The sequence below is a fragment of the Thalassotalea coralli genome, from assembly GCF_055786205.1.
In genome coordinates, this window is sequence record NZ_JBVVBK010000001.1 from 691,504 (window position 1) to 711,228 (window position 19,725).

General features: G+C 39.1%; 20 protein-coding genes. 13 read left to right on the plus strand and 7 right to left on the minus strand.

Annotated features, from left to right (window positions below; genetic code table 11):
• Positions 1–3: 3 nt before the first annotated feature.
• The 6 genes from ACOB80_RS03100 to ACOB80_RS03125 all read left to right on the plus strand — a co-directional run bounded on the left by ACOB80_RS03100 (position 4) and on the right by ACOB80_RS03125 (position 3,716).
• The gene (locus ACOB80_RS03100; protein WP_473164334.1) at positions 4–627 is read left to right on the plus strand and encodes a YehS family protein; all 624 of its coding nucleotides are present in this window, start codon (positions 4–6) and stop codon (positions 625–627) included.
• 26 nt (positions 628–653) lie between these two features.
• Positions 654–1,616, plus strand: coding sequence for a 2-hydroxyacid dehydrogenase (locus ACOB80_RS03105; RefSeq protein WP_473164335.1), 963 nt, complete (start codon positions 654–656; stop codon positions 1,614–1,616).
• Positions 1,617–1,770: 154 nt separating this feature from the next.
• A complete protein-coding gene (locus ACOB80_RS03110) occupies positions 1,771–2,133 on the plus strand; it encodes a putative zinc-binding protein (RefSeq protein WP_473164336.1) in 363 nt (120 codons plus the stop codon).
• 82 nt (positions 2,134–2,215) lie between these two features.
• The gene (locus ACOB80_RS03115; protein ID WP_473164337.1) at positions 2,216–2,563 is read left to right on the plus strand and encodes a hypothetical protein; all 348 of its coding nucleotides are present in this window, start codon (positions 2,216–2,218) and stop codon (positions 2,561–2,563) included.
• A gap of 7 nt (positions 2,564–2,570) precedes the next feature.
• On the plus strand, positions 2,571–3,185 hold the full coding sequence (locus ACOB80_RS03120) for a GNAT family N-acetyltransferase (protein ID WP_473164338.1): 615 nt from the start codon (positions 2,571–2,573) through the stop codon (positions 3,183–3,185).
• 114 nt (positions 3,186–3,299) lie between these two features.
• Positions 3,300–3,716, plus strand: a complete 417-nt coding sequence (locus ACOB80_RS03125) for an acyl-CoA thioesterase (RefSeq protein ID WP_473164339.1) — start codon at positions 3,300–3,302, stop codon at positions 3,714–3,716.
• A gap of 37 nt (positions 3,717–3,753) precedes the next feature.
• On the opposite strand, the gene ACOB80_RS03130 is transcribed toward ACOB80_RS03125, so the two are convergent.
• The 3 genes from ACOB80_RS03130 to ACOB80_RS03140 form a co-directional block, all read right to left on the minus strand.
• Positions 3,754–4,722, minus strand: a complete 969-nt coding sequence (locus ACOB80_RS03130; RefSeq protein ID WP_473164340.1) for an alpha/beta fold hydrolase — start codon at positions 4,720–4,722, stop codon at positions 3,754–3,756.
• Positions 4,723–4,898: 176 nt separating this feature from the next.
• Positions 4,899–5,060, minus strand: coding sequence for a DUF2986 domain-containing protein (locus ACOB80_RS03135; protein WP_473164341.1), 162 nt, complete (start codon positions 5,058–5,060; stop codon positions 4,899–4,901).
• Positions 5,061–5,183: 123 nt separating this feature from the next.
• On the minus strand, positions 5,184–6,011 hold the full coding sequence (locus ACOB80_RS03140) for a polyphosphate kinase 2 family protein (RefSeq protein WP_473164342.1): 828 nt from the start codon (positions 6,009–6,011) through the stop codon (positions 5,184–5,186).
• A gap of 215 nt (positions 6,012–6,226) precedes the next feature.
• On the opposite strand from ACOB80_RS03140, the gene olsF reads away from it, so the two are divergent.
• On the plus strand, positions 6,227–7,939 hold the full coding sequence (olsF, locus tag ACOB80_RS03145) for a bifunctional ornithine lipid synthase OlsF (RefSeq protein ID WP_473164343.1): 1,713 nt from the start codon (positions 6,227–6,229) through the stop codon (positions 7,937–7,939).
• 259 nt (positions 7,940–8,198) lie between these two features.
• Here the strand turns inward: olsF and dapE are convergent, their stop codons facing one another.
• Together dapE and ACOB80_RS03155 are read right to left on the minus strand one after the other, a co-directional pair.
• Positions 8,199–9,419 (minus strand): succinyl-diaminopimelate desuccinylase, encoded by a 1,221-nt coding sequence (gene dapE / locus ACOB80_RS03150; protein WP_473164344.1) that lies wholly within the window; start codon positions 9,417–9,419, stop codon positions 8,199–8,201.
• A gap of 130 nt (positions 9,420–9,549) precedes the next feature.
• Positions 9,550–10,182, minus strand: a complete 633-nt coding sequence (locus tag ACOB80_RS03155; RefSeq protein ID WP_473164345.1) for a CPBP family intramembrane glutamic endopeptidase — start codon at positions 10,180–10,182, stop codon at positions 9,550–9,552.
• 182 nt (positions 10,183–10,364) lie between these two features.
• Here ACOB80_RS03155 and ACOB80_RS03160 point away from each other — a divergent pair, with 182 nt between their 5' ends.
• From ACOB80_RS03160 to ACOB80_RS03170, 3 genes are all read left to right on the plus strand, one after another.
• Entirely contained in the window at positions 10,365–10,946 is a 582-nt protein-coding gene (locus ACOB80_RS03160; RefSeq protein ID WP_473164346.1) for a phosphatase PAP2 family protein, read from the plus strand.
• Positions 10,943–11,962, plus strand: coding sequence for an MJ1255/VC2487 family glycosyltransferase (locus tag ACOB80_RS03165; RefSeq protein ID WP_473164347.1), 1,020 nt, complete (start codon positions 10,943–10,945; stop codon positions 11,960–11,962). Before ACOB80_RS03160 ends, ACOB80_RS03165 begins: the two co-directional genes overlap by 4 nt.
• A 299-nt stretch (positions 11,963–12,261) precedes the next feature.
• Positions 12,262–14,244 carry a tetratricopeptide repeat-containing diguanylate cyclase gene (locus ACOB80_RS03170; RefSeq protein ID WP_473164348.1) on the plus strand — a complete coding sequence of 661 codons (1,983 nt, stop codon included), beginning with the start codon at positions 12,262–12,264 and terminating at the stop codon, positions 14,242–14,244.
• Positions 14,245–14,315: 71 nt separating this feature from the next.
• Here ACOB80_RS03170 and ACOB80_RS03175 read toward each other — a convergent pair whose 3' ends face one another.
• Together ACOB80_RS03175 and ACOB80_RS03180 are read right to left on the minus strand one after the other, a co-directional pair.
• Positions 14,316–14,975, minus strand: a complete 660-nt coding sequence (locus tag ACOB80_RS03175; protein ID WP_473164349.1) for an outer membrane protein — start codon at positions 14,973–14,975, stop codon at positions 14,316–14,318.
• An 83-nt stretch (positions 14,976–15,058) separates the two neighbouring features.
• The gene (locus ACOB80_RS03180) at positions 15,059–15,955 is read right to left on the minus strand and encodes a DUF2785 domain-containing protein (RefSeq protein ID WP_473164350.1); all 897 of its coding nucleotides are present in this window, start codon (positions 15,953–15,955) and stop codon (positions 15,059–15,061) included.
• Positions 15,956–16,146: 191 nt separating this feature from the next.
• Here ACOB80_RS03180 and ACOB80_RS03185 point away from each other — a divergent pair, with 191 nt between their 5' ends.
• The 3 genes from ACOB80_RS03185 to arsB all read left to right on the plus strand — a co-directional run bounded on the left by ACOB80_RS03185 (position 16,147) and on the right by arsB (position 19,695).
• Positions 16,147–18,099 (plus strand): spermidine synthase, encoded by a 1,953-nt coding sequence (locus tag ACOB80_RS03185; protein ID WP_473164351.1) that lies wholly within the window; start codon positions 16,147–16,149, stop codon positions 18,097–18,099.
• Positions 18,100–18,255: 156 nt separating this feature from the next.
• A complete protein-coding gene (locus ACOB80_RS03190; RefSeq protein ID WP_473164352.1) occupies positions 18,256–18,621 on the plus strand; it encodes a metalloregulator ArsR/SmtB family transcription factor in 366 nt (121 codons plus the stop codon).
• Positions 18,622–18,663: 42 nt separating this feature from the next.
• A complete protein-coding gene (arsB, locus tag ACOB80_RS03195) occupies positions 18,664–19,695 on the plus strand; it encodes an ACR3 family arsenite efflux transporter (protein ID WP_473164353.1) in 1,032 nt (343 codons plus the stop codon).
• Positions 19,696–19,725: the final 30 nt, after the last annotated feature.

Genomic DNA, 19,725 nt, shown 5'->3' on the forward strand with positions numbered 1-19,725 from the left:
CCATTGACTAACAACGATGTTTTCCGCCGCCTTAGATATATTCTTAACGCTAAAGATCAGCAAATGATCGCCTTGTTTAACGAAGTGGGTATTTCCGTTAGTCTACAGCAAGTGTCAGCATGGTTAGCTGCTGATGAAGATCCAGGTTTTAACACTATGCCAGATGACATGTTAGGACATTTTCTTAATGGCCTGATCGTGAATAAGCGCGGCAAAAAAGACGGTAAGTTGCCGCCTGTTGATGCCGAAATTAATCACAATGTCGTGCTAAAGAAGATACAAATCGCTTTCTCGTTAACAAGCGACCAAGTTATTGAGCTACTTGCCAGCCAAGAAATGACCATAAGTGCTTCAGAACTTAGCGCATTTTTCCGTAAACCTGAGCACAAAAACTATCGACGTTGTAAATCGCAAGTGTTGCGTAAATTGTTGATGGCGATTCAAGTGTCAAACCGTGGTCAAAGTAAAGGCAAGGGAAAAGGATCTGGAAAGACCAAATCTTATCGAGATGATTCGAGCAAGCCTAAAAAAATACCAGCGGAAAAAATTTGGTATAACAACCCCAAACTGCAAGAAACGCCGGAGAAAAAGTCGTCGGGTCGTGGCAAATTGTCATTGAAGAAATAAACATAGAAGTTAGTGGCAGTAGCTAAATGATGACAGCTCTAACAATCGCCTTTATTAGCCAGTTAGCTGAAGAGCAGCAGCTTGCTTGGCAGCAAGAACTGAATAGTGCGTTTAATGCGGTGGGACAAGAGTGTCATGTTGTGCGAGATGACGAATTAACCGATGGCGAAAAAGCACACGTTTCCATTGCCATTGTTGCTAACCCTGACCCACAGAAATTAGCTAACTATCCCAATTTAATATGGGCGCATAGCTTATGGGCAGGGGTAGAAAAATTGATAGCTGAACTGCCATCCCCGAACTTTAAGTTAGCAAGATTAGTAGACCCTGTGCTGGCAGAGACTATGGCACAGGCGGTGGTTGCTTGGAGTTATTATTTACTTCGCGATATGCCTATCTATCGGGCTCAGCAGAAAGACCAAAGCTGGCACCAACATGAAGTAAAGCTGACAAGTGACGTTAATGTCGGCGTTTTAGGGTTAGGAGAGCTTGGCCAACAAGCTTGCTCGCTATTGCTAGCCAATGGTTTTAATGTCTCTGGCTGGAGTAGAAGTGCTAAAACTGTTGCTGGTGTCAGTTGTTATTCTGGCACGGAATCGTTAACTAAAATGCTCGCTCAGCAAGATATTGTCGTTTGTTTGTTGCCGTTAACAAATGAAACACATCATTTATTCAATTCAACGCTTTTTAGCCAATTAAAAAAGGGCGTGTCGCTTATTAACTTTGCAAGAGGAGCAATAATTTCTGATGAAGATTTGCTATCTGCGCTTGAACAAGAGCAAGTTAAACATGCAGTACTTGATGTGTTTGCTATCGAGCCTTTACCTAAATCACATCCATATTGGCAGCACTCGAAAATCACCGTTCTCCCGCATATTTCGGCACCTACAAACAGACAAAGTGCTTGTAAAATAGTAACGGGCAATATTGTTCGCTATTTAGATTCGGGCGAACTTCCAGCTACAGTCGACTTTAATCGCCAATATTAAGTCAGCAATCAATTGTTTTTTGGTAAAGCTTTAACGCTTTTTTCATATCTTATTTAAATCTTAAATATCGCCAAGCCCTAGATCTAGATCAATTTTTTGCTGGGCTATCTTTGTTAGCATGCAAAGTCATTGTGTTTGCTAATTAAGGAACCCCATGACTAAACCCGTAGTGTATGCCTGTATGGGCTGCTCTAATGTTGGCCGAATGGCACATGACATCGCTTTAACATTAGACCAAGACGGCTTAGCTGAGATGTCTAATATTTCCGGTGTTGTCGCAGATAACCAGTCGTTAATGTCGACATTAGAATCTGCTGTTTCAGTTATCGTAATCGATGGTTGCGAAGAACATTGCAGTAAAGAGTGCTTGTCAGAAAAAGGCGTGGAGATTGATCAACACTTTACGTTAACAGCGGCAGGCATTGAAAAAAGAGATAAGTGGCAAGACTCCTTACTCGATAACAGTAAAGCTGTGAACTATGTTTATCAAAAGTTACAAAAAGCTTATCAAGATTAATTAAAAAGAATGTGCAATATTGCGTATAACTGTTTAAGATTTTGCCTTAATTAAATGTTTGAGTCTTAAACAGTTATCGACAATGATGTCTTTCTACTTTCGTATTGCAGCGCTGATACAACCGATAAGGCCACTGATAACCTTATTGTGTGTTGCTTGTTTTTTATTTCTCGTCTATTTACTGGTGGCAGCAGGCCTTGAACTTCAACAACAGTATTTAAATACGACCTTGTTAGCATGGCTATGGGCGCTATTGTTTTTCGTTTTAGCTCACAGCTTTTATCCCAAAACGCAGTTAGATGACAACGCTGGCTGGTGGCAACGCTTAAAACAAAAATGTTTGGGCTTTTTTGCCGTTATCTTCACATTATTTTTTACCGGCTTGTCTCTGGCAAGCTTATACGTTACTTACAAAATACTATCGACTTGAGGGAATAATGAAAGCACTTGTTGAGTATCTTCAACCAAACTATTTAGCAGAATTAACATCAGAAACAGTAGAGCTCATTCCATTAGTACCTGAGCACCGAGATGCGCTTGTCAAAGCAGCCAGTGATGGAGAACTTTGGAAGTTATGGTTTACTAGCGTACCTAATGAAGAAAAAGTGGATGCCTATCTAGCGATGGCTTTTGAAACTAAAGCGAATGGTACAAGTTTACCGTTTGCCGTTGTTGAAAAGGTGACAGGCAACATTATAGGGACAACGCGCCTTTGTAACGCCGATGTGAAAAATAGAAGAGTAGAGATAGGATACACTTGGTACAGTAAAAGCTTTCAACGTACTTCAGTTAATACCGAATGCAAGTTATTAATGCTTGGCTTGGCATTTGAACAAATGGAAGCCATAGCAGTAGAATTTAGAACACATTGGTTCAACCATAAATCTCGAGCTGCCATCGCAAGGTTAGGGGCTAAGCAAGATGGCGTGCTAAGAAACCATCAAATAAGTCCAGATGGCTCGATTCGAGACACAGTAGTATTTTCAATCTTAAATACTGAATGGCCGTTAGTGAAAAAGTCGTTAAATCATAAATTAGATGCATATAAGTAATTGTTTACTTGCTATAATTATCGTTAAAAGACATACACCTCAGGTAGTTAGCTAGGTTAACTAACTACTTTCAATAACTGAATCTAAAAGATTCGAGATACTTGAGAAATTATCATGAGATTCTTATCACGACGTTTGGTAATGCCAAGCGATTTAAACTATGGCTTGTCATTATTTGGTGGACGCGCTTTACAATGGATTGATGAAGAAGCGGCCATTTACGCGATTTGTCAGCTCGAAACAAATTACTTAGTGACCAAGCATATCGGTGAAATTACATTTGAAGCACCGGCAATGCAAGGTGATGTAGTTGAGTTCGGTTTAGAAACCACCAAAATAGGTAAAACTTCCATTACTGTTTCTTGTATGGTGCGCAATAAAAAAACTAAGAAGACGATTTGTTTGGCAGAAGATATCGTCTTTGTAAAAGTTGACCCTGAAACTAAGCTACCAACACCTCATGGTAAAACGATGGAAGAGCTAGAGAGTCAAACTAAAGATGAGATGCGTTCGTTAAATATTAACGCCTAAGTTTGACTCTTTCGCGAGAGCTAAATCTTACTCGTGCCTAGCTATTGCTAGACGCGAGTGATACGGTTTCTACGATAGTTGATATCACGGTTTTAGGTGCATCTCCTGGAATATTGTGAGTCGCTCCCTTAACTATAATGCGTTCTGAATTATTAGATAGCTTAGCGATGCTTTTTTGCATTTTTTCCCAGTCATCTACGACAGCTGCAAAGCGAGGGTTGTTCGCATAGGCTTGCTTGTCATGGCTTAACACCAGCATTTTTAAATTGCCGAAATCATAATTAAAGTCTTCTAATGGTGTGTAAAAACCTTTTTCATTACGATAGGTAGAAAGTACATGCGCATAGCTAAAGCTAGTGTAATACTGACTTAGTCGTTGTGAGGTAGGGGATTCATAAGTGGTAAAGATGTTCTTGATAGCTGAAATGCCAAATGTTGCATCGGCGTAATGCCATAATTTTACAGAGTCTTGGATTGGATCGAGTTTGCCTCGCATGACTTCGTGTTGGTTCTCGTGAGCAGAGTCCAACAAAATCAAAGCTGATAAGTTTAAGTTGCCACGTGCAACGGTTCTTCGAGCAATAATACCGCCATATGAATGGGCAACTAATATCACAGACTCGTTTCCTGCTACATGTTGGATAAGGGATTCTTGCAATAAGGCTTTTTCATCAGTTGAAAATGTCGTGGGTACATCGTCGCTACCACCATGACCTAATCTGTCGTAGTAACAAGCAGTAAAGTTTTTCGGTAGCTCTTGTACTATTGCAGACCAAGTGACTTCAGAGTCAGAGCCAAATCCTGTTTCAAAGAACACATATGGCGCACCTTGTCCTTTACACACATATCTTACTTGTTTGTCTTGGAAGGTAAAATACTCGCCAGGCAGTGTTATGTTTTTATGCTGAAAAAGCGTTATTGCACGCAGTAAAACATAAATGAGAATAAAGATTGCAGGGATATAAAACCGTTTCTTTGAAAAAACTTTTTGTACGAGGGAAGACACATTAATCCTTTAATTTATATGATGTTAGCTAATTTTAAACACAGCAGCTAATTAAGAACAATCTAAATTACCAGTAAGAAAGTACAATATGTGTAAGTAAATTATACCAGCTTCATCAAATTGGTATAATTGATGATATTTTTGTAGAAGTATGGTTTAGGTAATATAGTTAAGATTTATTCTATTAACGGTTGCACGTTTTCGCTTTGTTGTTGCTCTTCAAGTTTCGCTCTCTCGGCTTTGGAGATGTATTTAGGCTTATTGCTTTTGTTCAGTTTAGCATTCGCTTTTTTCTTCTTTGCAAGCAAAGTTGTTTTGACTTTCTTTTTGCGGTTCATGATTTAGTTCTAGTGATATGCTTTCGCGATTATTATGCGCTAGCAATTAATTAAATTTCTGAGAATAGTCGTTAGTCTATCAAAAATGTAGCCAACTATTTAGCTATTAGTTTTATCATTAGTTCAGGTATCAGATTCGATACCTAGTTTTTCTTTAGCTATTTTTACAAAGTCTTTATCAATAGGTGGAGGCTCAATGTTTATGCCTTGTTCTAGGGCTTCTACAGCCGTTTTTATTCCTTCTACTCGAGCAAACCATTTGTGCTCTGCTGGAATAACATGCCAAGGTGATTGCTCTGTAGAAGTATTTACTAGCATATCGTTAATTGCTTGTTCGTATTGTGGCCACTTTTCTCTATTGCGAATGTCTTCCTCGGTTAACTTCCAGCGTTTGTAAGGGTTTTCTAAGCGCTCGACAAACCGTTTTAACTGCTGTTCTTTAGATATATGCATAAATAACTTAACGATACGAACACCATCATCTGTGAGAGTTCGCTCAAATTCATTTATTTCTTGGTAGGCTCTTTGCCACTCTTTTTCACTGGCAAACTCTTCAACACGCTCAACTAGTACGCGACCGTAATGAGAGCGATCGAAAATCGATATTTTTCCCGGTGGCGGCAAGGCTTTTTGAAAGCGATATAAATAGTGTCTGCCTTGCTCTGCTGGTGAAGGTGCTGCAAATGGGAAGACTCTAAAGCCTCTTGGGTCGAGCTTTTCAGTTATACGCCTTATTAGCCCTCCTTTTCCAGCAGCATCCCATCCCTCAAGTAAAATGATAGCTCTGTGACCTTGGTGATAATAGGCTTGTTGCACCATTAACATACGCTTTTGCCAGTAACTGAGTTGTTCGTGGTAATCGGCCTTGCTGGAGATTTTACTGATAGCTAAGTAGTCATAATGTAAGGTTTCTTGAGTTTTTATGTGCTTAATCGTTGATGGATGTTTCATTAGTAAAGCCAGTTTCCAATTATGCGTAACAACGTAAGTAACAAACTACTGCTATTAGTGTAGCTTAGTTTTTGTATTTGTCTGTAAATTATAGGTTTTTTTAGCACTCCTTGTTACGCATTTATGACGATGCAATAAAAGCGTCACCTCAGGGTCACCTAACTGTCATCGTTTCTAATTATTGTGGTCACAATGCAGTAATGGAGCATGAAAAAATGATAAAAATCGACGAAGTTGTCCAACAAAATTTACCTAATATTCAAGGTAAACCTTGGTTAGAAAAACCAGTTAAAGCGGTATTGAAGTCTCTACTTCATGAGAATAAGTTTCAGGAATTTGAAGAAAAATACCCGCATTTAACCGGATTTGATTTTGTCGAACAATGTCTACAGCACTTAGATGTAAGTTACTCTGCTAGAGATTGTGAACGTGAAAATATTCCAAGCCAAGGTCGTGTTGTTATCATTGCCAACCACCCAATAGGCTCTATGGATGGCTTAGCTTTGATTAAGTTAGTCAGTGATATTCGCCGCGATGTGAAAGTCGTCGTAAATAGTATGTTGATGACGCTAAAGCCTTTGCAGCCCTTACTGTTACCTGTGAATAATATGGGCGGTAAGACACCGAAAGAAAATCTAAAAGCCATCAATCGGCATATAGAAAGTGATGGCGCTATTATTGTCTTTCCAGCAGGTGAAGTGTCGCGATTAAGACCTGCAGGCGTAAGAGATACTAAATGGAACAGTGGATTTTTACGTTTTGCTAAGCAAGCAAAAGCGCCTATTGTTCCTGTTTATATAGATGCAAAGAATTCAGCAACTTTCTATGGCGTTTCTATGATGTACAAACCTGCCTCTACATTGTTGTTGGTTGATGAAATGTTTAAGCAAAAGTGCAAAGACATCCCAATGCGTGTGGGTAAGCAGATCCCCTATGAAAGCTATCAGCAAGCTAAGTTTGATATTAAAACTAAAACTAAGCTGTTCAAGCGTCATCTATATCGTTTAAAGAAAGGGCAGTCTGAAATATTTGCTACTCAATCAGCTATTGCGCATCGTGAAGATCCAAAATTACTGAAAAAAGCGATTAAGCAATGTGAACATTTAGGGGAAACTCAAGACGGTAAGCAGATTTATCTTTATCGCTTTACGGAAGGTGATCCCATTATGCGCGAGATTGGCGTGTTACGTGAGCAAGCTTTTCGTGCTGTCGGTGAGGGCTCTAGTTTGCGAAGAGATATAGATAAATACGATATGTATTATCTACATTTGATTCTTTGGGATGATGAAGATTTAGAAATAGTCGGGGCATATCGTCTAGCTGATACTGACGAAGTATTGAAAAAACACGGCATTAAAGGCCTGTACACTCATACGCTATTTGCGTTGAGTAACGAGATGAACCCTTATCTGTCGCAAGGTTTAGAGCTTGGGCGAAGCTTTGTTCAGCCAAAGTATTGGGGTAAACGAAGCTTAGATTACCTGTGGTACGGAATTGGCGCTTTTATTCGTAAATACCCAAAATATCGCTACTTGTTTGGGCCTGTGAGTATTAGTAATAATATGCCACAAGCGGCGAAAGAGTTGATGGTTTATTTCTATAAGCTGTATTTTGGTGGTGAGCAAGATTTAGCACCATCACGTTCACCATTTACCATTCAACAATCTGTGGTAGATACATTAAAAGAGCAGTTTGTCGGCGATGACTACAAAGCAGATTTTACTAAATTAAAGCATTTATTAGCCAACATGGGCACTAGTGTTCCAACCTTGTATAAGCAATACAGTGAACTAACTGAACAGGGTGGGGTGCAATTTTTAGACTTTGGTGTCGATGCTGATTTTGCTGACTGTATTGATGGTTTAGTGCTATTAGATATAGAGAAACTAAAAGCGAAGAAGCGTGCAAGGTATTTATCTGACGATTAAATTTTTGCTGTCTATTAAATGATTTAAGGGCTCATGTTTATTTTCTGTAAATATGTGCCCTTTGTTAATTCTAAAGGTTAAATTAATAACTAACTCCTTCACCTTTCTCGTAAACTGAAGTGTACTTGTTGATTTGTCACTCTATTGAAATAACTATTTAGTGTAAAGAGGGAAAGAGCTCACTAATTTAAAATCAGCAGTTTGAATACCTACCCATATACAGAACTGAGATTGATTAACTTTTTCGTTTTGTTGAAAATTAAGCTTTCATCAAATTTATTAATAGTTTCTGATAAATACTTTCTAATGTAACTAAATCCGAAATTTTCACATGTTCATTGATTTGGTGGATTGTAGCATTTGGCACACCAAGTTCGATGACCTGACAACCAGCGCTGGCAATGAATCTGCCGTCAGACGTACCGCCAGACGTTGAAAGGCGTGGAAACAAATGACAGGTTTGATAAATAGCTTGCTCTGCTTCGGCAATAAGTGACTGGGCATTTTGTGATTGTTTATCAGTAAAATAAGGATCGCAAGGGCGCTGCCAGTCAATCGACATCGAAAGCTCTGGTGTTAACTTTTCAGATAAACACATTTCGATACGCTGCATAACCTGTTGCATTGTGTGTTTATGGCTGTAGCGCACATTAAAGCAAACTTTACTTTGGCCAGGGATAACATTATCAGTCCATTGCCCAGTTTCTATTGCCGTTATTTGTAGGCTAGAGCCAGGAAAATCGATACTGCCTGAGTCCCACTCTAGTTCGCTCAGGTAATAAGCAAATTTTGCAGCTAAGTGCGCAGCATTTTGCGCGTATTGAGGATAGGCAACATGGCCTTGTTTACCTTTTATGGTTATTTCGCCTGAAATCGCCCCTCTTCGTCCTACTTTGATGGCATCACCCGTTTTAGCACTTGCTGAAGGTTCGCCAACAATACAGTAATGTGGCAGCTGGTTTTGTCTGGCGAGGCGGTCGACAATTTCTTGTGTGCCGTGTATTGCTTCACCTTCTTCATCGCTAGTGATCAAAAAGTAAAATTGATACTTGGCAAGATCAAGTTGAGGAAGCACTTCTTCAAAAGCTGATAGCATGGCGGCAATACCACCTTTCATGTCGGCAACGCCTCGGGCGAACAATTTTTCACCGGTGATTGTTGGGGCAAAAGGTGGGTTTTGCCATAGTGTTTCATCACCAGGTGGAACGACATCGGTATGACCAGCAAAGGCTATTCTCGTATTACCTGTACCTATTTTAGCGATTAAATTACTGACTCCGTGACAGTTAAACTGCTGGCAAGTAAAACCGAGAGCAGTTAGCTGGTCATTTAAGTATTGTTGGCAACCAAGGTCGTTTGGCGTTATCGACGCTATCGACAAAAGTGCTGAAAGATGGCCATATAATGAAGACGATAGAAATGCATTATCTGCATGTACAGAAGCGGAGAAATTGACAGAGGTTGTCGCTAAATCAGCCATATCAAGGAAACAGTATTTTAATTTTACATCAGTTTGCTGATTGAATATGACTAATAGATGACTACATTATGATCGCTAAATGACAAACTATCGTCTTTTTTCAATCAAATGTTGTGGTAAGCAAGTTGTACTAAGCGATTGGTTGAGCGACGAAGTAGTAGCCCAGCCCTAAAGTAAAAATAAGCAAGCCCATTAAACTGTGTTCTATAACAACAATTGCCGTTGATTTAGATTCGATAAACCGAAAGCTAAAAATTAAGCTCGCGAAAAAAGATAGCATGACAGCTATCCAGTTTCCGTAGATAAAATGGGCTAATCCAAAGCTTATGCTACCTAATACAGCGCGATGAGATTTGTTTTTGAACAGTTTTTTATAGCGATGAAAAAAGTAGGTACGAAAAACGAGTTCTTGTGGGATCACAGATAATATCGGGTACAGCAATAAGAGTAACAACCAGTATTGAGGCTGCTCTAATGGTAAAAAGAGTAGTCGTTCGGGGAGCAAGACTAATGTTAGTACAACCAAAGCTGGTGTCACTAGAATTAAGGTTTTAAGAAGTGGTGTCAGATCTGCCTTTTTTAAATTAAGTGTACGCTGCCAGTGTTTTTGTAAAACACCTTTTTGCCATAGTACATAAGTACAGCAACAACTCAGTAAAACAATAATTGCGACCGCATATTGAGCAACAAACTCGCGATTTATAATGAGTAAGATAGGGAGTAACCAAAATAACGCTACATACTCTATCCAACGAAACATCATAGGAATTCTCACTTATACAGGTATTTCATTTTTAAGCATTGAAGAAATAAAGCGTTGAATACACCATTGGGTGAATAAATATAGAAACAACGTTTCACCAGTGTTGGTATATTCACCTGTTGATACTAATTTTAGTCACCATTTGTGAAAGTGCGAGCGAGTAGGATGCTTTTGGCTAAATTTTGTCATCTAAACAACAAAAATGTGTCACCTCTCTGTCACACTTCCCCTCTACCTTTGTCATTATGGCTATGTTAGAAAGCATTTATCAGGTAGATCTTCGTTTATTGCTTTGGTGCAGAAAGTCGAGATACTACCCGCAATTTATTACGATGACGAGAGCATTATCGCGTACGGGCGACGGCTTTATGCAGGTGCTTTTTCCTCTCAGTTATTGGTTGTTAAGTCCTGAAACGGGTCATCAATTTTTTTTCTTGGCGTTGTTAGCGTTCGCAATTGAAAGACCTATATATTTCGTTCTGAAAAATTGTTTAAAACGACGCAGACCACCAGAGGTTGTCCCAGATTTCACCAGCATTATTCGTGCGTCTGATCAGTTTAGCTTTCCATCAGGGCACACGATGGCAGCATTTTTATTAGCTGGGTTAGCTATATGGTTTATCGGCGTAGCTGCTTGGCCTTTATATATTTGGGCAACTATGATAGCTGCCTCTCGGGTTATTTTGGGTGTTCATTTCCCAACAGACACTATAGCCGGCGCATTGCTCGGCACCTCTATCGCTTACTTTGTGGTAACAATATGAAAATACTCTATGGCATTCAAGCAACAGGTAACGGACATATTTCTCGTTCTCGAGTAATGGCAAAATACTTACAACAGTTCGATGTTGACGTAACTTACTTATTTTCTGGTAGAGAAAAAGAAAAACTTTTCGATATGGAAATTTTTGGTGATTACCTATATCGACAAGGACTAACTTTTATAACAAGCGCCGGTAAAATGGATTATTGGCAAACGTTAAAGCACAACAATGTGTTTAGCTTTTTTAAAGATATTTACACGTTAGATGTCGAACAATACGATTTAATTATCACTGATTTTGAGCCTATTACCGCGTGGGCAGCTAAAAGGGCTGGGAAAAAGTCATTAGCTATTGGTCATCAGTATGCGTTTGGGCCTAACACGCCTGTGGCAGGCGAAAACTTTATTGCGAAGTTTATTATGAAAAACTTTGCACCTGCGCAGCAATCTTTCGGACTCCATTGGTCAAAATTTGATAATAACGTATTGCCACCGATTATCGATGTTACTTTGCAACGTAGTAAAGAGTCAGGGCCAATCGTGGTCTATTTACCGTTTGAAGATCAACATTATGTTACCGAATTACTCAATGATTTTCCTGAATTTCATTTTGTTCAATACTCACAAGACTTAGATAATGGTCATCAAGGAAACGTTGACTTGAGAACGGCTTGTTACGAAGGATTTAAAGCCGATTTAAAACGTGCTAGTGGAGTTATCTGCAATAGTGGCTTTGAACTTAATAGTGAATGTATTCATCTAGGAGTACCTATATTAACAAAACCTATCGATGGACAAATGGAGCAGCAGTCGAATGCTTTAGCACTTCAACAACTAGGTTTTGGGCAGGTTATGACCGAACTAGATAGCAAAGTTATTTGGCAGTGGTTGACCAACTTACCACAGCAGCCACAACGTTATACGCCAGATGTAGCAAAAGAAATAGTTTCTTGGCTAATGAGTGGGCAAAATACGTCAGTTCAGGAATTTAGTGACAAATTGTGGCAGCAAGCATAATTCGCTTGTTGCCAATTCGTAATTGAACGTAATTTGTATACGGATAACTATTCAATAGTTAGAACGTCAAACTACAAAAAATTACAAGACTTTACAAGGAAGCTATTCTTTAAACGTTAGATAACCTCTCAGCTTTAGCCTATTTACTGGTAATAAACTTATGTATTCGAATTGTTTCAACGATGAATAAAGAGTTGATAAAGAATATATTTTTATTATAGTCAGGGGCTGTAACCATCAAGATTGTTATATATACTATGATGGATAAGTGTTCGACTAGGCTGATGAAAAGAGGGGATATGTACGCCTTTATAACCATTGCATTGATAGGAATTTTACTTTCCTTACCTACTTTCTCACAAGAAAGTAAACAATACATTTTTACACCTATTGAATTAGAAATGGATGCGGTGGCGAATACATACAGTGGTGATAATTCTGCTGTATTGGAGCACATGGAAAAATTGATCGCCAAACACCAGTCTGCGTCTGTCGCAGAAGTATCTCTATTACTCACTTATGATTGTTTATTACGCTCTAATTTGGCCTCGCAGCTTGCTCAGAATAGTTTAGACAAACTTTTGGCGTTGTCGGTAGATCATCAACAAAATTACTCCGTTCGTGCGGCTACAGCATTGTGTCAATCTAGCATTGCACAGCTAAAAAAAGATCAAAATGAATACCAGCAATCCATCAATAAGGCGTTTTTATTCGCGCAACAAGCAGATTTAGCTACGCTGCGGTATTGGATTAGCGTCAATATTAACTCTTTGTTTAGAAAAGTTGGTGACTATCGCACCGCAGAAAAAGCGCTATTGATAGCATTAGATGTAGCGCAGCAAAATCAAGACAATTTTCGTACTTATGTTACGAGTCAGCACCTTGCTGAAATTTACTATTTAACTCACCAGTATGACTTAGCGTTGGAACACAATGAAGCTGCGCAACAGCTATATAAAATACTCGGAAGTCACTGGTACTACCAAGAATTATTGGCAACTCGTGGTCATATCCATGTGGTCAGAGGCGAGTACGATATTGCTAAATCTTACTTTCAACAGGCTATTAAAGAAGCGCGCAGTAAACAGCTTCACCGAGACGTACCGTATTTTCAGTTATATCTATCTTTTACGCTGTTGTTATTAAATGATACTCAGGCAGCGTTAGAAAAAATTGATAGTGCACAACGTTATGCTGATGATTACGATGATCAGTATTTACACAACAATGTGTCGTTAATGAGGAGCTTTCTGCTGTTGAGAGAGCAGAAATTAGAACAGTCAGAGAAAGCTTTTAACAAAGCTATCGCATACTTTAATAAAAATAAGTGGCAAGAGCCTAGTATACGCGCATGGGACCAACGCTATCGACTTGCTAAAGTTATGGGTAACGAGTTGGAAGCACTAAAAGCTTTTGAAACCTTTGTTGAATTAAATCAAAGCCAAGTGATTGAACAGCAACTTAATCGTTACAACGTGTTTTATGAGGCGAACAGAAATGTATGGCGTGAAGACGATAACTTTGCTCATGCCAAACTTAAAGAAAAACAAAAAGAGTTGAAAAGTTCAGAGCAACAGGTTCTTGTTTTATATTCCGTTATCGGCGTTCTATCTTTTATACTCGTTATTGGCTTGATTAACCGTATTTTACGAATTATTAGAGAGCGACGCGCAGAAAATGAAGAGATCAATCGTCAGCGCTTCTATGACCCATTAACCAATAGCTTTAATCGTCGATACTTTGAAGAACATGTAAAAGTTGAGATGCTTAAAACATCTGAACAAGGCGATGCTGTATTTGTACTTGCATTTGATATCGATCATTTCAAAAAGGTGAATGATACGTTTGGTCATGCAATTGGTGATGACGTTTTGAAAGAAGTCGTTTCACGTTTACAAAATGATGTGCGCTCAATGGACAAGATTGTTAGAACGGGTGGTGAAGAGTTTATTATTGTTTTTTCTGCGATTGAGAGGCAACGAATAGAGATTGTAATCGAGCGTGTATTAAACCTTATTGCCGAAACTCCGTTCATCATTGATGACTCCCCTGAGAAGATAACGATTAGTATTGGTTATGTCGTCGTGCCTGGCGTTCAAAGTGATAAAGATATTAATGATTTACTAGTGATTTCAGATAAAGCATTGTACTTAGCTAAGGAGCGAGGAAGAAATCGTGCTATAGGTGTTAGATCAATCCGTTGTCCTCTGGATGCCATAGATAATATTGAAACTGCTGCCGATAATAGTTTGTTGGCGTTAGAGGAAGTACAGGGGGCTTAGCGTTAAAGTTATTGGTTAAGTGCTCTGATTAACATAAAAAAACGCGCTTTAGCGCGTTTTTTTATGTCTGTCTAAAATAAAAATCCAATATCGAGCTTAATAGCAGACATGTCTAAGTCTTTGCTATCGCCTATTTCACTATAGAGCTTATTGTAGGAGGCGCGGACAAAAAACTTTTCCTGAAAATCATAACGAACTCCTGCGCCGATATTATAAGTAAAGTTAGTATCGTTATAGCTAGGGTAAAAGGTGTCACATACATATTCCCACCAAAACGGGTCCCACCAACATGAGCCACTAGGCGGGCCTGATTGAACATTACTGTCAATAAAAGTCCATCCTAATCCTGCCATAACAAACGGAGTGAAGTCATCTGCCATTAAATGGTAGGTGAGGTTTAGTTGTGAATGGCGGATAGTTAAATGATGAGCAATGGTAGAGCGTTCATCATTTGTCGACTCAGCACCTGTCATTGCAACGAAATCAGGCTTGCTGTTCATAAAATCAAATGATAGAAGAAAGTGGTCGTTAAAGTGATAACCGAAGGTTAAACCAAACCCTACGTCGCTATCAATGTCTATACTTGAGCCACCTTCACCAGTCAGTTTCTTATCACCGGATTCAACAGCATATAAACTAACTTCGTAATTGCCAGCTTTATCACTCGCATGTGCGGAAATACAAAAGGCAGCACACAATACGCCCAAACTTATTTTTTTTAGTAAAATCATAGAACAACTCCCAAGTGTGTTAATTATAGAAGTTAGTCTATATTTTTTATTTTTCCATCGGAATTAGCGCTAAACAAGATGCGCTAAAGCTGTTTGAGTGAGCTTAAAGATATTTTATTAATTGTCTTTAGCACCTCTTGTTCACTGCCTGCAGTAATTGTAACCAGTGACTGAAGAAAGCTTCTGGTGTTATGAAGCTTCGCTAAACCTTGGTTTGATTTATAAACAGCGTTCCAGCTTTCAAAAGGTGCTGGTACAGCGAGATTTTTAATACTTTGCTCGATTTGTTCTGGTGTTAGTTTGTTTTGCAGCGCTAAATATAAAAAGGGTAATGCAAGTCTTCGGGCTTCCCCATAAACATAAAAGTGGTTATTTTCAGGTACTACTTTGCTAATAATCGCATTGAGCATTAGTGTGTGTTGTTTAGCCGTTGTATGTTTATTCAACGCCAGTTGCAGCATAATGTCCGCGGTATGAGCAACACTGTGTCGCCAGCCATGTTTTTCGTCAAAACCACGAAAGTCCTCAATGCTATTCATAAAGTTCGCGGCCGTTTCAACGGCTTTTTGGCGATCACTTTCAGATAGATAAGGCGCAATACGGTCAACACGAACCACTTCGGCCAGCAGCAAAGCAGCAAAAGGCTGTTCGAAATTGTTTTTATCTTGGTTTGGTTGGCTTAACAGTTCGATGAGATGAGTAAATTGTTGCTGTACTGTCTTAGTCGACAATAGTTCGCCTCTAAGCCATTTGCTGTTAGCTTCGTAAACTATACCATCTCTAATATTCGGATCTGTGCTGTCAAGACATTGAAGAAGCTTCAAAGCAAATTGGTTTCGTTTGGCCTCGTCTTGTACTTGAAAGTTATTTTTCTTTAATTTAGTCAGCACTTGCTGCGGTAGTGCTTTCTCACAAGTGTTGGCTAATGTCAAAGGAGAGGCAAGCAGAGCCATTATTGTTATTGTACGAACTGTTAACATGAGATTCCCTGTTGTTTGTTTTTGGTGAGATTAAAATTATCTCTTTAACGATTCGATAATATCTTGCAATTTTACCTTTGCAAACCATTTAGTTGTGATAGATTAGCGCTCATTGTAAATCGTCCCATATCGATATGCCTTATTTAATTACTGTTTTTATCAGCGCTTTTTTATTGTTCTTAGTTCAACCTATGATTGCGAAGGTCCTTTTGCCTTATTATGGCGGTGGTGCGTCGGTATGGACGGCTTGTATGGTGTTTTTTCAGTCGGCATTATTACTTGGTTATGCTTACGCTAATGCACTATCCAAGGTGCCCAATTTAGCCTATCAATTTGTTGTTCATATTGCTTTGTTAGCGGTTAGTACGTTGTTTTTGAATTTCGATATTTCGTTTACAGGTCAACAGCAACAACCTTTCGCTGAGATTGTTATCGTACTTGCTCAAAGTATCGGAATACCTTTTGTTATGCTGTCTGCCACAGGCCCCTTGATTCAACATTGGTATGCCAAATTACAGAACAACAAAACTCCGTACTATCTATATGCCTGGTCGAATGCTGCGTCTTTATTGGCTTTATTGGCCTATCCATTTTTATTTGAACCTTTGTTTCCGCTGGAACAGCAGGGGAGTCTATGGTGGTTGGGCTTTGCCTGTTTTATAGGCTCTATGGCGGTTATTTGTGTAAAAGGTTTATTAAAGACAAAAGGGCTGGTATTAGAGACAAACGCCGTGAAAAGCCGCGTTTCGCTCACACAATATATACTCTGGATCAGCTTTTCTGCACTAGGTGTTATTGTTTTGTTGTCTACGACTAATGCGATGACACAAAATATAAGCCCAGTACCGTTTTTATGGGTGACACCACTTTGCCTGTATTTACTTAGCTTTATTATTTGTTTTCAAACGACGCGTTGGTATACCTCTTGGTATTGGTTTGCTTTGCTAGTATTAGCAAGTATAACCGCAATTATGATGTATTTTATTGGCTCTCAATTCGGCTTAATTACACAATTGTCTATGTACTTAGTGGTGATGTTTATCGCGAGTATGGTCGCACATGCTGAACTTGTTAATTTAAAGCCCTCTACAGAAAATCTCACCCAATTTTATCTAGCACTTTCATTTGGTGGAGTTGTTGGTAGTGTTTTAGTCTCTGTTGTTGCCACCGAGTCATTTAATCAGTATTTAGAGTTCCCGTTAGCTTTTGTGAGTTTATTGATTTTACTCGCGATAAAATCATTGCTTGATAAGGATAAACTTTGGTCACTTGTAGGTGCGTACACGAGTGGAGCTATCGTTACTGCGCTCATTTTGACCTATCTAAATTCGTTGTACCAAGCGACAGATGTCATGCAGGCGCGTAACTTTTATGGCGTGATAAGTGTTAAAGATGTAGAGATTGATGGTCAATGGGAAAGAAGGCTTATTGACGGCACTACTTCACATGGTACTCAATATCTTGACGCTACAATGGCGGCTACACCGTTAAGTTATTATCGCGATAAAACGGGGGTAGCCTTGTTACTGGACGCCGCAGGCAAGGAAAATAGTTCATTAAACGTTGGGTTGATTGGTTTAGGTGCAGGAACGCTTGCAGCTTACGGCAGAAACCAAGATATTTATCATTTTTATGAGCTTAACCCCGCAGTAATTTCTGCCGCTAAAAACTACTTTACCTATACAACTAATAGTAAGGCTGAGGTGAGCTTTATCCAAGGCGATGGTAGAGTGTCCATTCAACAATTAGTTGATAATGGCACTGAGCCTTTACACGATATCTTGGTGTTGGACGCATTTTCTGGTGACAGTATTCCGCAGCATTTGCTAACGGTAGAGGCGTTTAACCTGTACCAAAAAGTACTCAAAAAAGATGGTGCCATAGCTGTTCATATTTCAAATACTCATTTAGATTTGCTGCCGTTAATGCGAGGAATAGCTGAGCATTATTCTTTGTCGTTGAAATACTTTAATACCAAAGCACAGAATGCACATCAGCACGATACTGAATGGGTGTGGTTAACAAAAAACCAAACGATTCTTAACGACAGTTACGCAAGTTTCTTTGATAGTTCTTGGCAACATGTGCGGAGCCCGATTGTGTGGACAGATAGCAAGAGCAACATCTTCGAGTTATTAAAATAATTTGAAAACTTTATTTTGGAAATAACACAATTAAACAAAACTCAACTAATTAATATAAATGTTAGTGTATATAATGATTTTGTTATATAGTGCAGCCGAGTTTAACAGATAAGCTGAAAAGTGATTCTGCTTACCGACTAGATTGAGGTAATTACATTGACCAATTCAACTATCATTTCTGCTACCAGTTTTTATAAAGCGTTAGGTGATGACAATCGTTTGAAAAGTTTGCTTATTATCTCTTGCGAAGAAGAAGTATGCGTGTGTGAACTTATGGTGGCTTTAGCTGAAGAAAGCCAGCCTAAGGTATCACGTCACCTCGCGTTGCTCAGAAAATCAGGTATTTTGGTTGATCGAAAGCAAAAACAATGGGTATTTTATTCAATTAACCCTCTATTACCTGAGTGGATGAAAAGTGTTATTCACTCAACAGCTAATGAAGCGCCTGAGTTGGTTGAACAAGAATTAGCCCGTTTGCACAAAATGGGCGATAGACCAGCACGAAATAACATGTGTTGTTAGAGAGTTAGTTCTCTAATAGAAGTAGTTTATTAGGAGGCAGTTTTGGGTGTTTTCGAACGATATTTGTCTGTTTGGGTCGCGTTAGCTATTGCCGCTGGTGTTGGCTTAGGCGTTGTCATCCCTGAGTTTTTCGAATTGGTGGCTAACTGGGAATATGCACACGTTAATATCGCGGTAGCGATTCTTATTTGGATCATGATTTACCCTATGATGGTTCAAGTAGACTTTTCAACGCTAAGTCAGGTTGGCAAAAACCCGAAAGGGTTACTACTAACTGTGCTGGTTAACTGGCTTGTTAAACCTTTTACTATGGCGGCTCTTGGTTGGCTATTTTTTGAAGGGGTATTTGCAGATTTAGTGTCACCAGAGACTGCCCAGCAATATATCGCGGGTATGATTTTACTAGGTGTAGCCCCTTGTACGGCAATGGTATTTGTTTGGTCACAATTAACAAAAGGCGATGCTAATTACACTTTAGTACAGGTATCTGTAAATGATATTATCATGATCTTTGCATTCGCGCCGATTGCAGGTTTTTTACTCGGCGTAACTGATATTACTGTACCTTGGGACACCTTATTAGTTTCTGTTGTACTGTACGTGCTACTGCCATTAGTAGCAGGAGTTTTAACTCGTCAATATCTAAATCGTTCGTCAAAGTCCGAACAAGCTATCAGTGATTTTCTTGCTGGAATTAAACCCTTTTCGATTGTCGGGCTATTAGCAACGGTTGTGCTGCTGTTTGGCTTTCAGGCCAATACTATTATTGCACAACCGTTAGATATCGTGTTGATAGCGATCCCACTCATCATACAAACCTACGGCATTTTTATCATAACCTATGCCATCGCTATCAAGCTAAAACTAAAGCACAAAATTGCAGGCCCTGCGTGTTTGATCGGCACGTCTAACTTTTTCGAATTGGCGGTAGCTGTGGCTATTTCACTTTTTGGTTTACATTCGGGGGCTGCACTTGCAACGGTAGTAGGTGTGCTGGTTGAAGTACCGGTTATGCTGTCATTAGTAGCTATCGTAAATAAAACACATCATTGGTTTGACAATCAAACCAATTAACAAAGATAAATATTATTTAATAAGGAATAA

Coding starts and splice junctions, on each gene's coding strand:
- ACOB80_RS03105 (WP_473164335.1), top strand. CDS start 654: ATGATGACAGCTCTAACAATCGCCTTTATTAGCCAGTTAGCTGAAGAG.
- ACOB80_RS03110 (WP_473164336.1), top strand. CDS start 1,771: ATGACTAAACCCGTAGTGTATGCCTGTATGGGCTGCTCTAATGTTGGC.
- ACOB80_RS03115 (WP_473164337.1), top strand. CDS start 2,216: ATGATGTCTTTCTACTTTCGTATTGCAGCGCTGATACAACCGATAAGG.
- ACOB80_RS03120 (WP_473164338.1), top strand. CDS start 2,571: ATGAAAGCACTTGTTGAGTATCTTCAACCAAACTATTTAGCAGAATTA.
- ACOB80_RS03125 (WP_473164339.1), top strand. CDS start 3,300: ATGAGATTCTTATCACGACGTTTGGTAATGCCAAGCGATTTAAACTAT.
- ACOB80_RS03135 (WP_473164341.1), bottom strand. CDS start 5,060: ATGAACCGCAAAAAGAAAGTCAAAACAACTTTGCTTGCAAAGAAGAAA.
- ACOB80_RS03140 (WP_473164342.1), bottom strand. CDS start 6,011: ATGAAACATCCATCAACGATTAAGCACATAAAAACTCAAGAAACCTTA.
- olsF (WP_473164343.1), top strand. CDS start 6,227: ATGATAAAAATCGACGAAGTTGTCCAACAAAATTTACCTAATATTCAA.
- dapE (WP_473164344.1), bottom strand. CDS start 9,419: ATGGCTGATTTAGCGACAACCTCTGTCAATTTCTCCGCTTCTGTACAT.
- ACOB80_RS03155 (WP_473164345.1), bottom strand. CDS start 10,182: ATGATGTTTCGTTGGATAGAGTATGTAGCGTTATTTTGGTTACTCCCT.
- ACOB80_RS03165 (WP_473164347.1), top strand. CDS start 10,943: ATGAAAATACTCTATGGCATTCAAGCAACAGGTAACGGACATATTTCT.
- ACOB80_RS03170 (WP_473164348.1), top strand. CDS start 12,262: ATGTACGCCTTTATAACCATTGCATTGATAGGAATTTTACTTTCCTTA.
- ACOB80_RS03175 (WP_473164349.1), bottom strand. CDS start 14,975: ATGATTTTACTAAAAAAAATAAGTTTGGGCGTATTGTGTGCTGCCTTT.
- ACOB80_RS03180 (WP_473164350.1), bottom strand. CDS start 15,955: ATGTTAACAGTTCGTACAATAACAATAATGGCTCTGCTTGCCTCTCCT.
- ACOB80_RS03185 (WP_473164351.1), top strand. CDS start 16,147: ATGATTGCGAAGGTCCTTTTGCCTTATTATGGCGGTGGTGCGTCGGTA.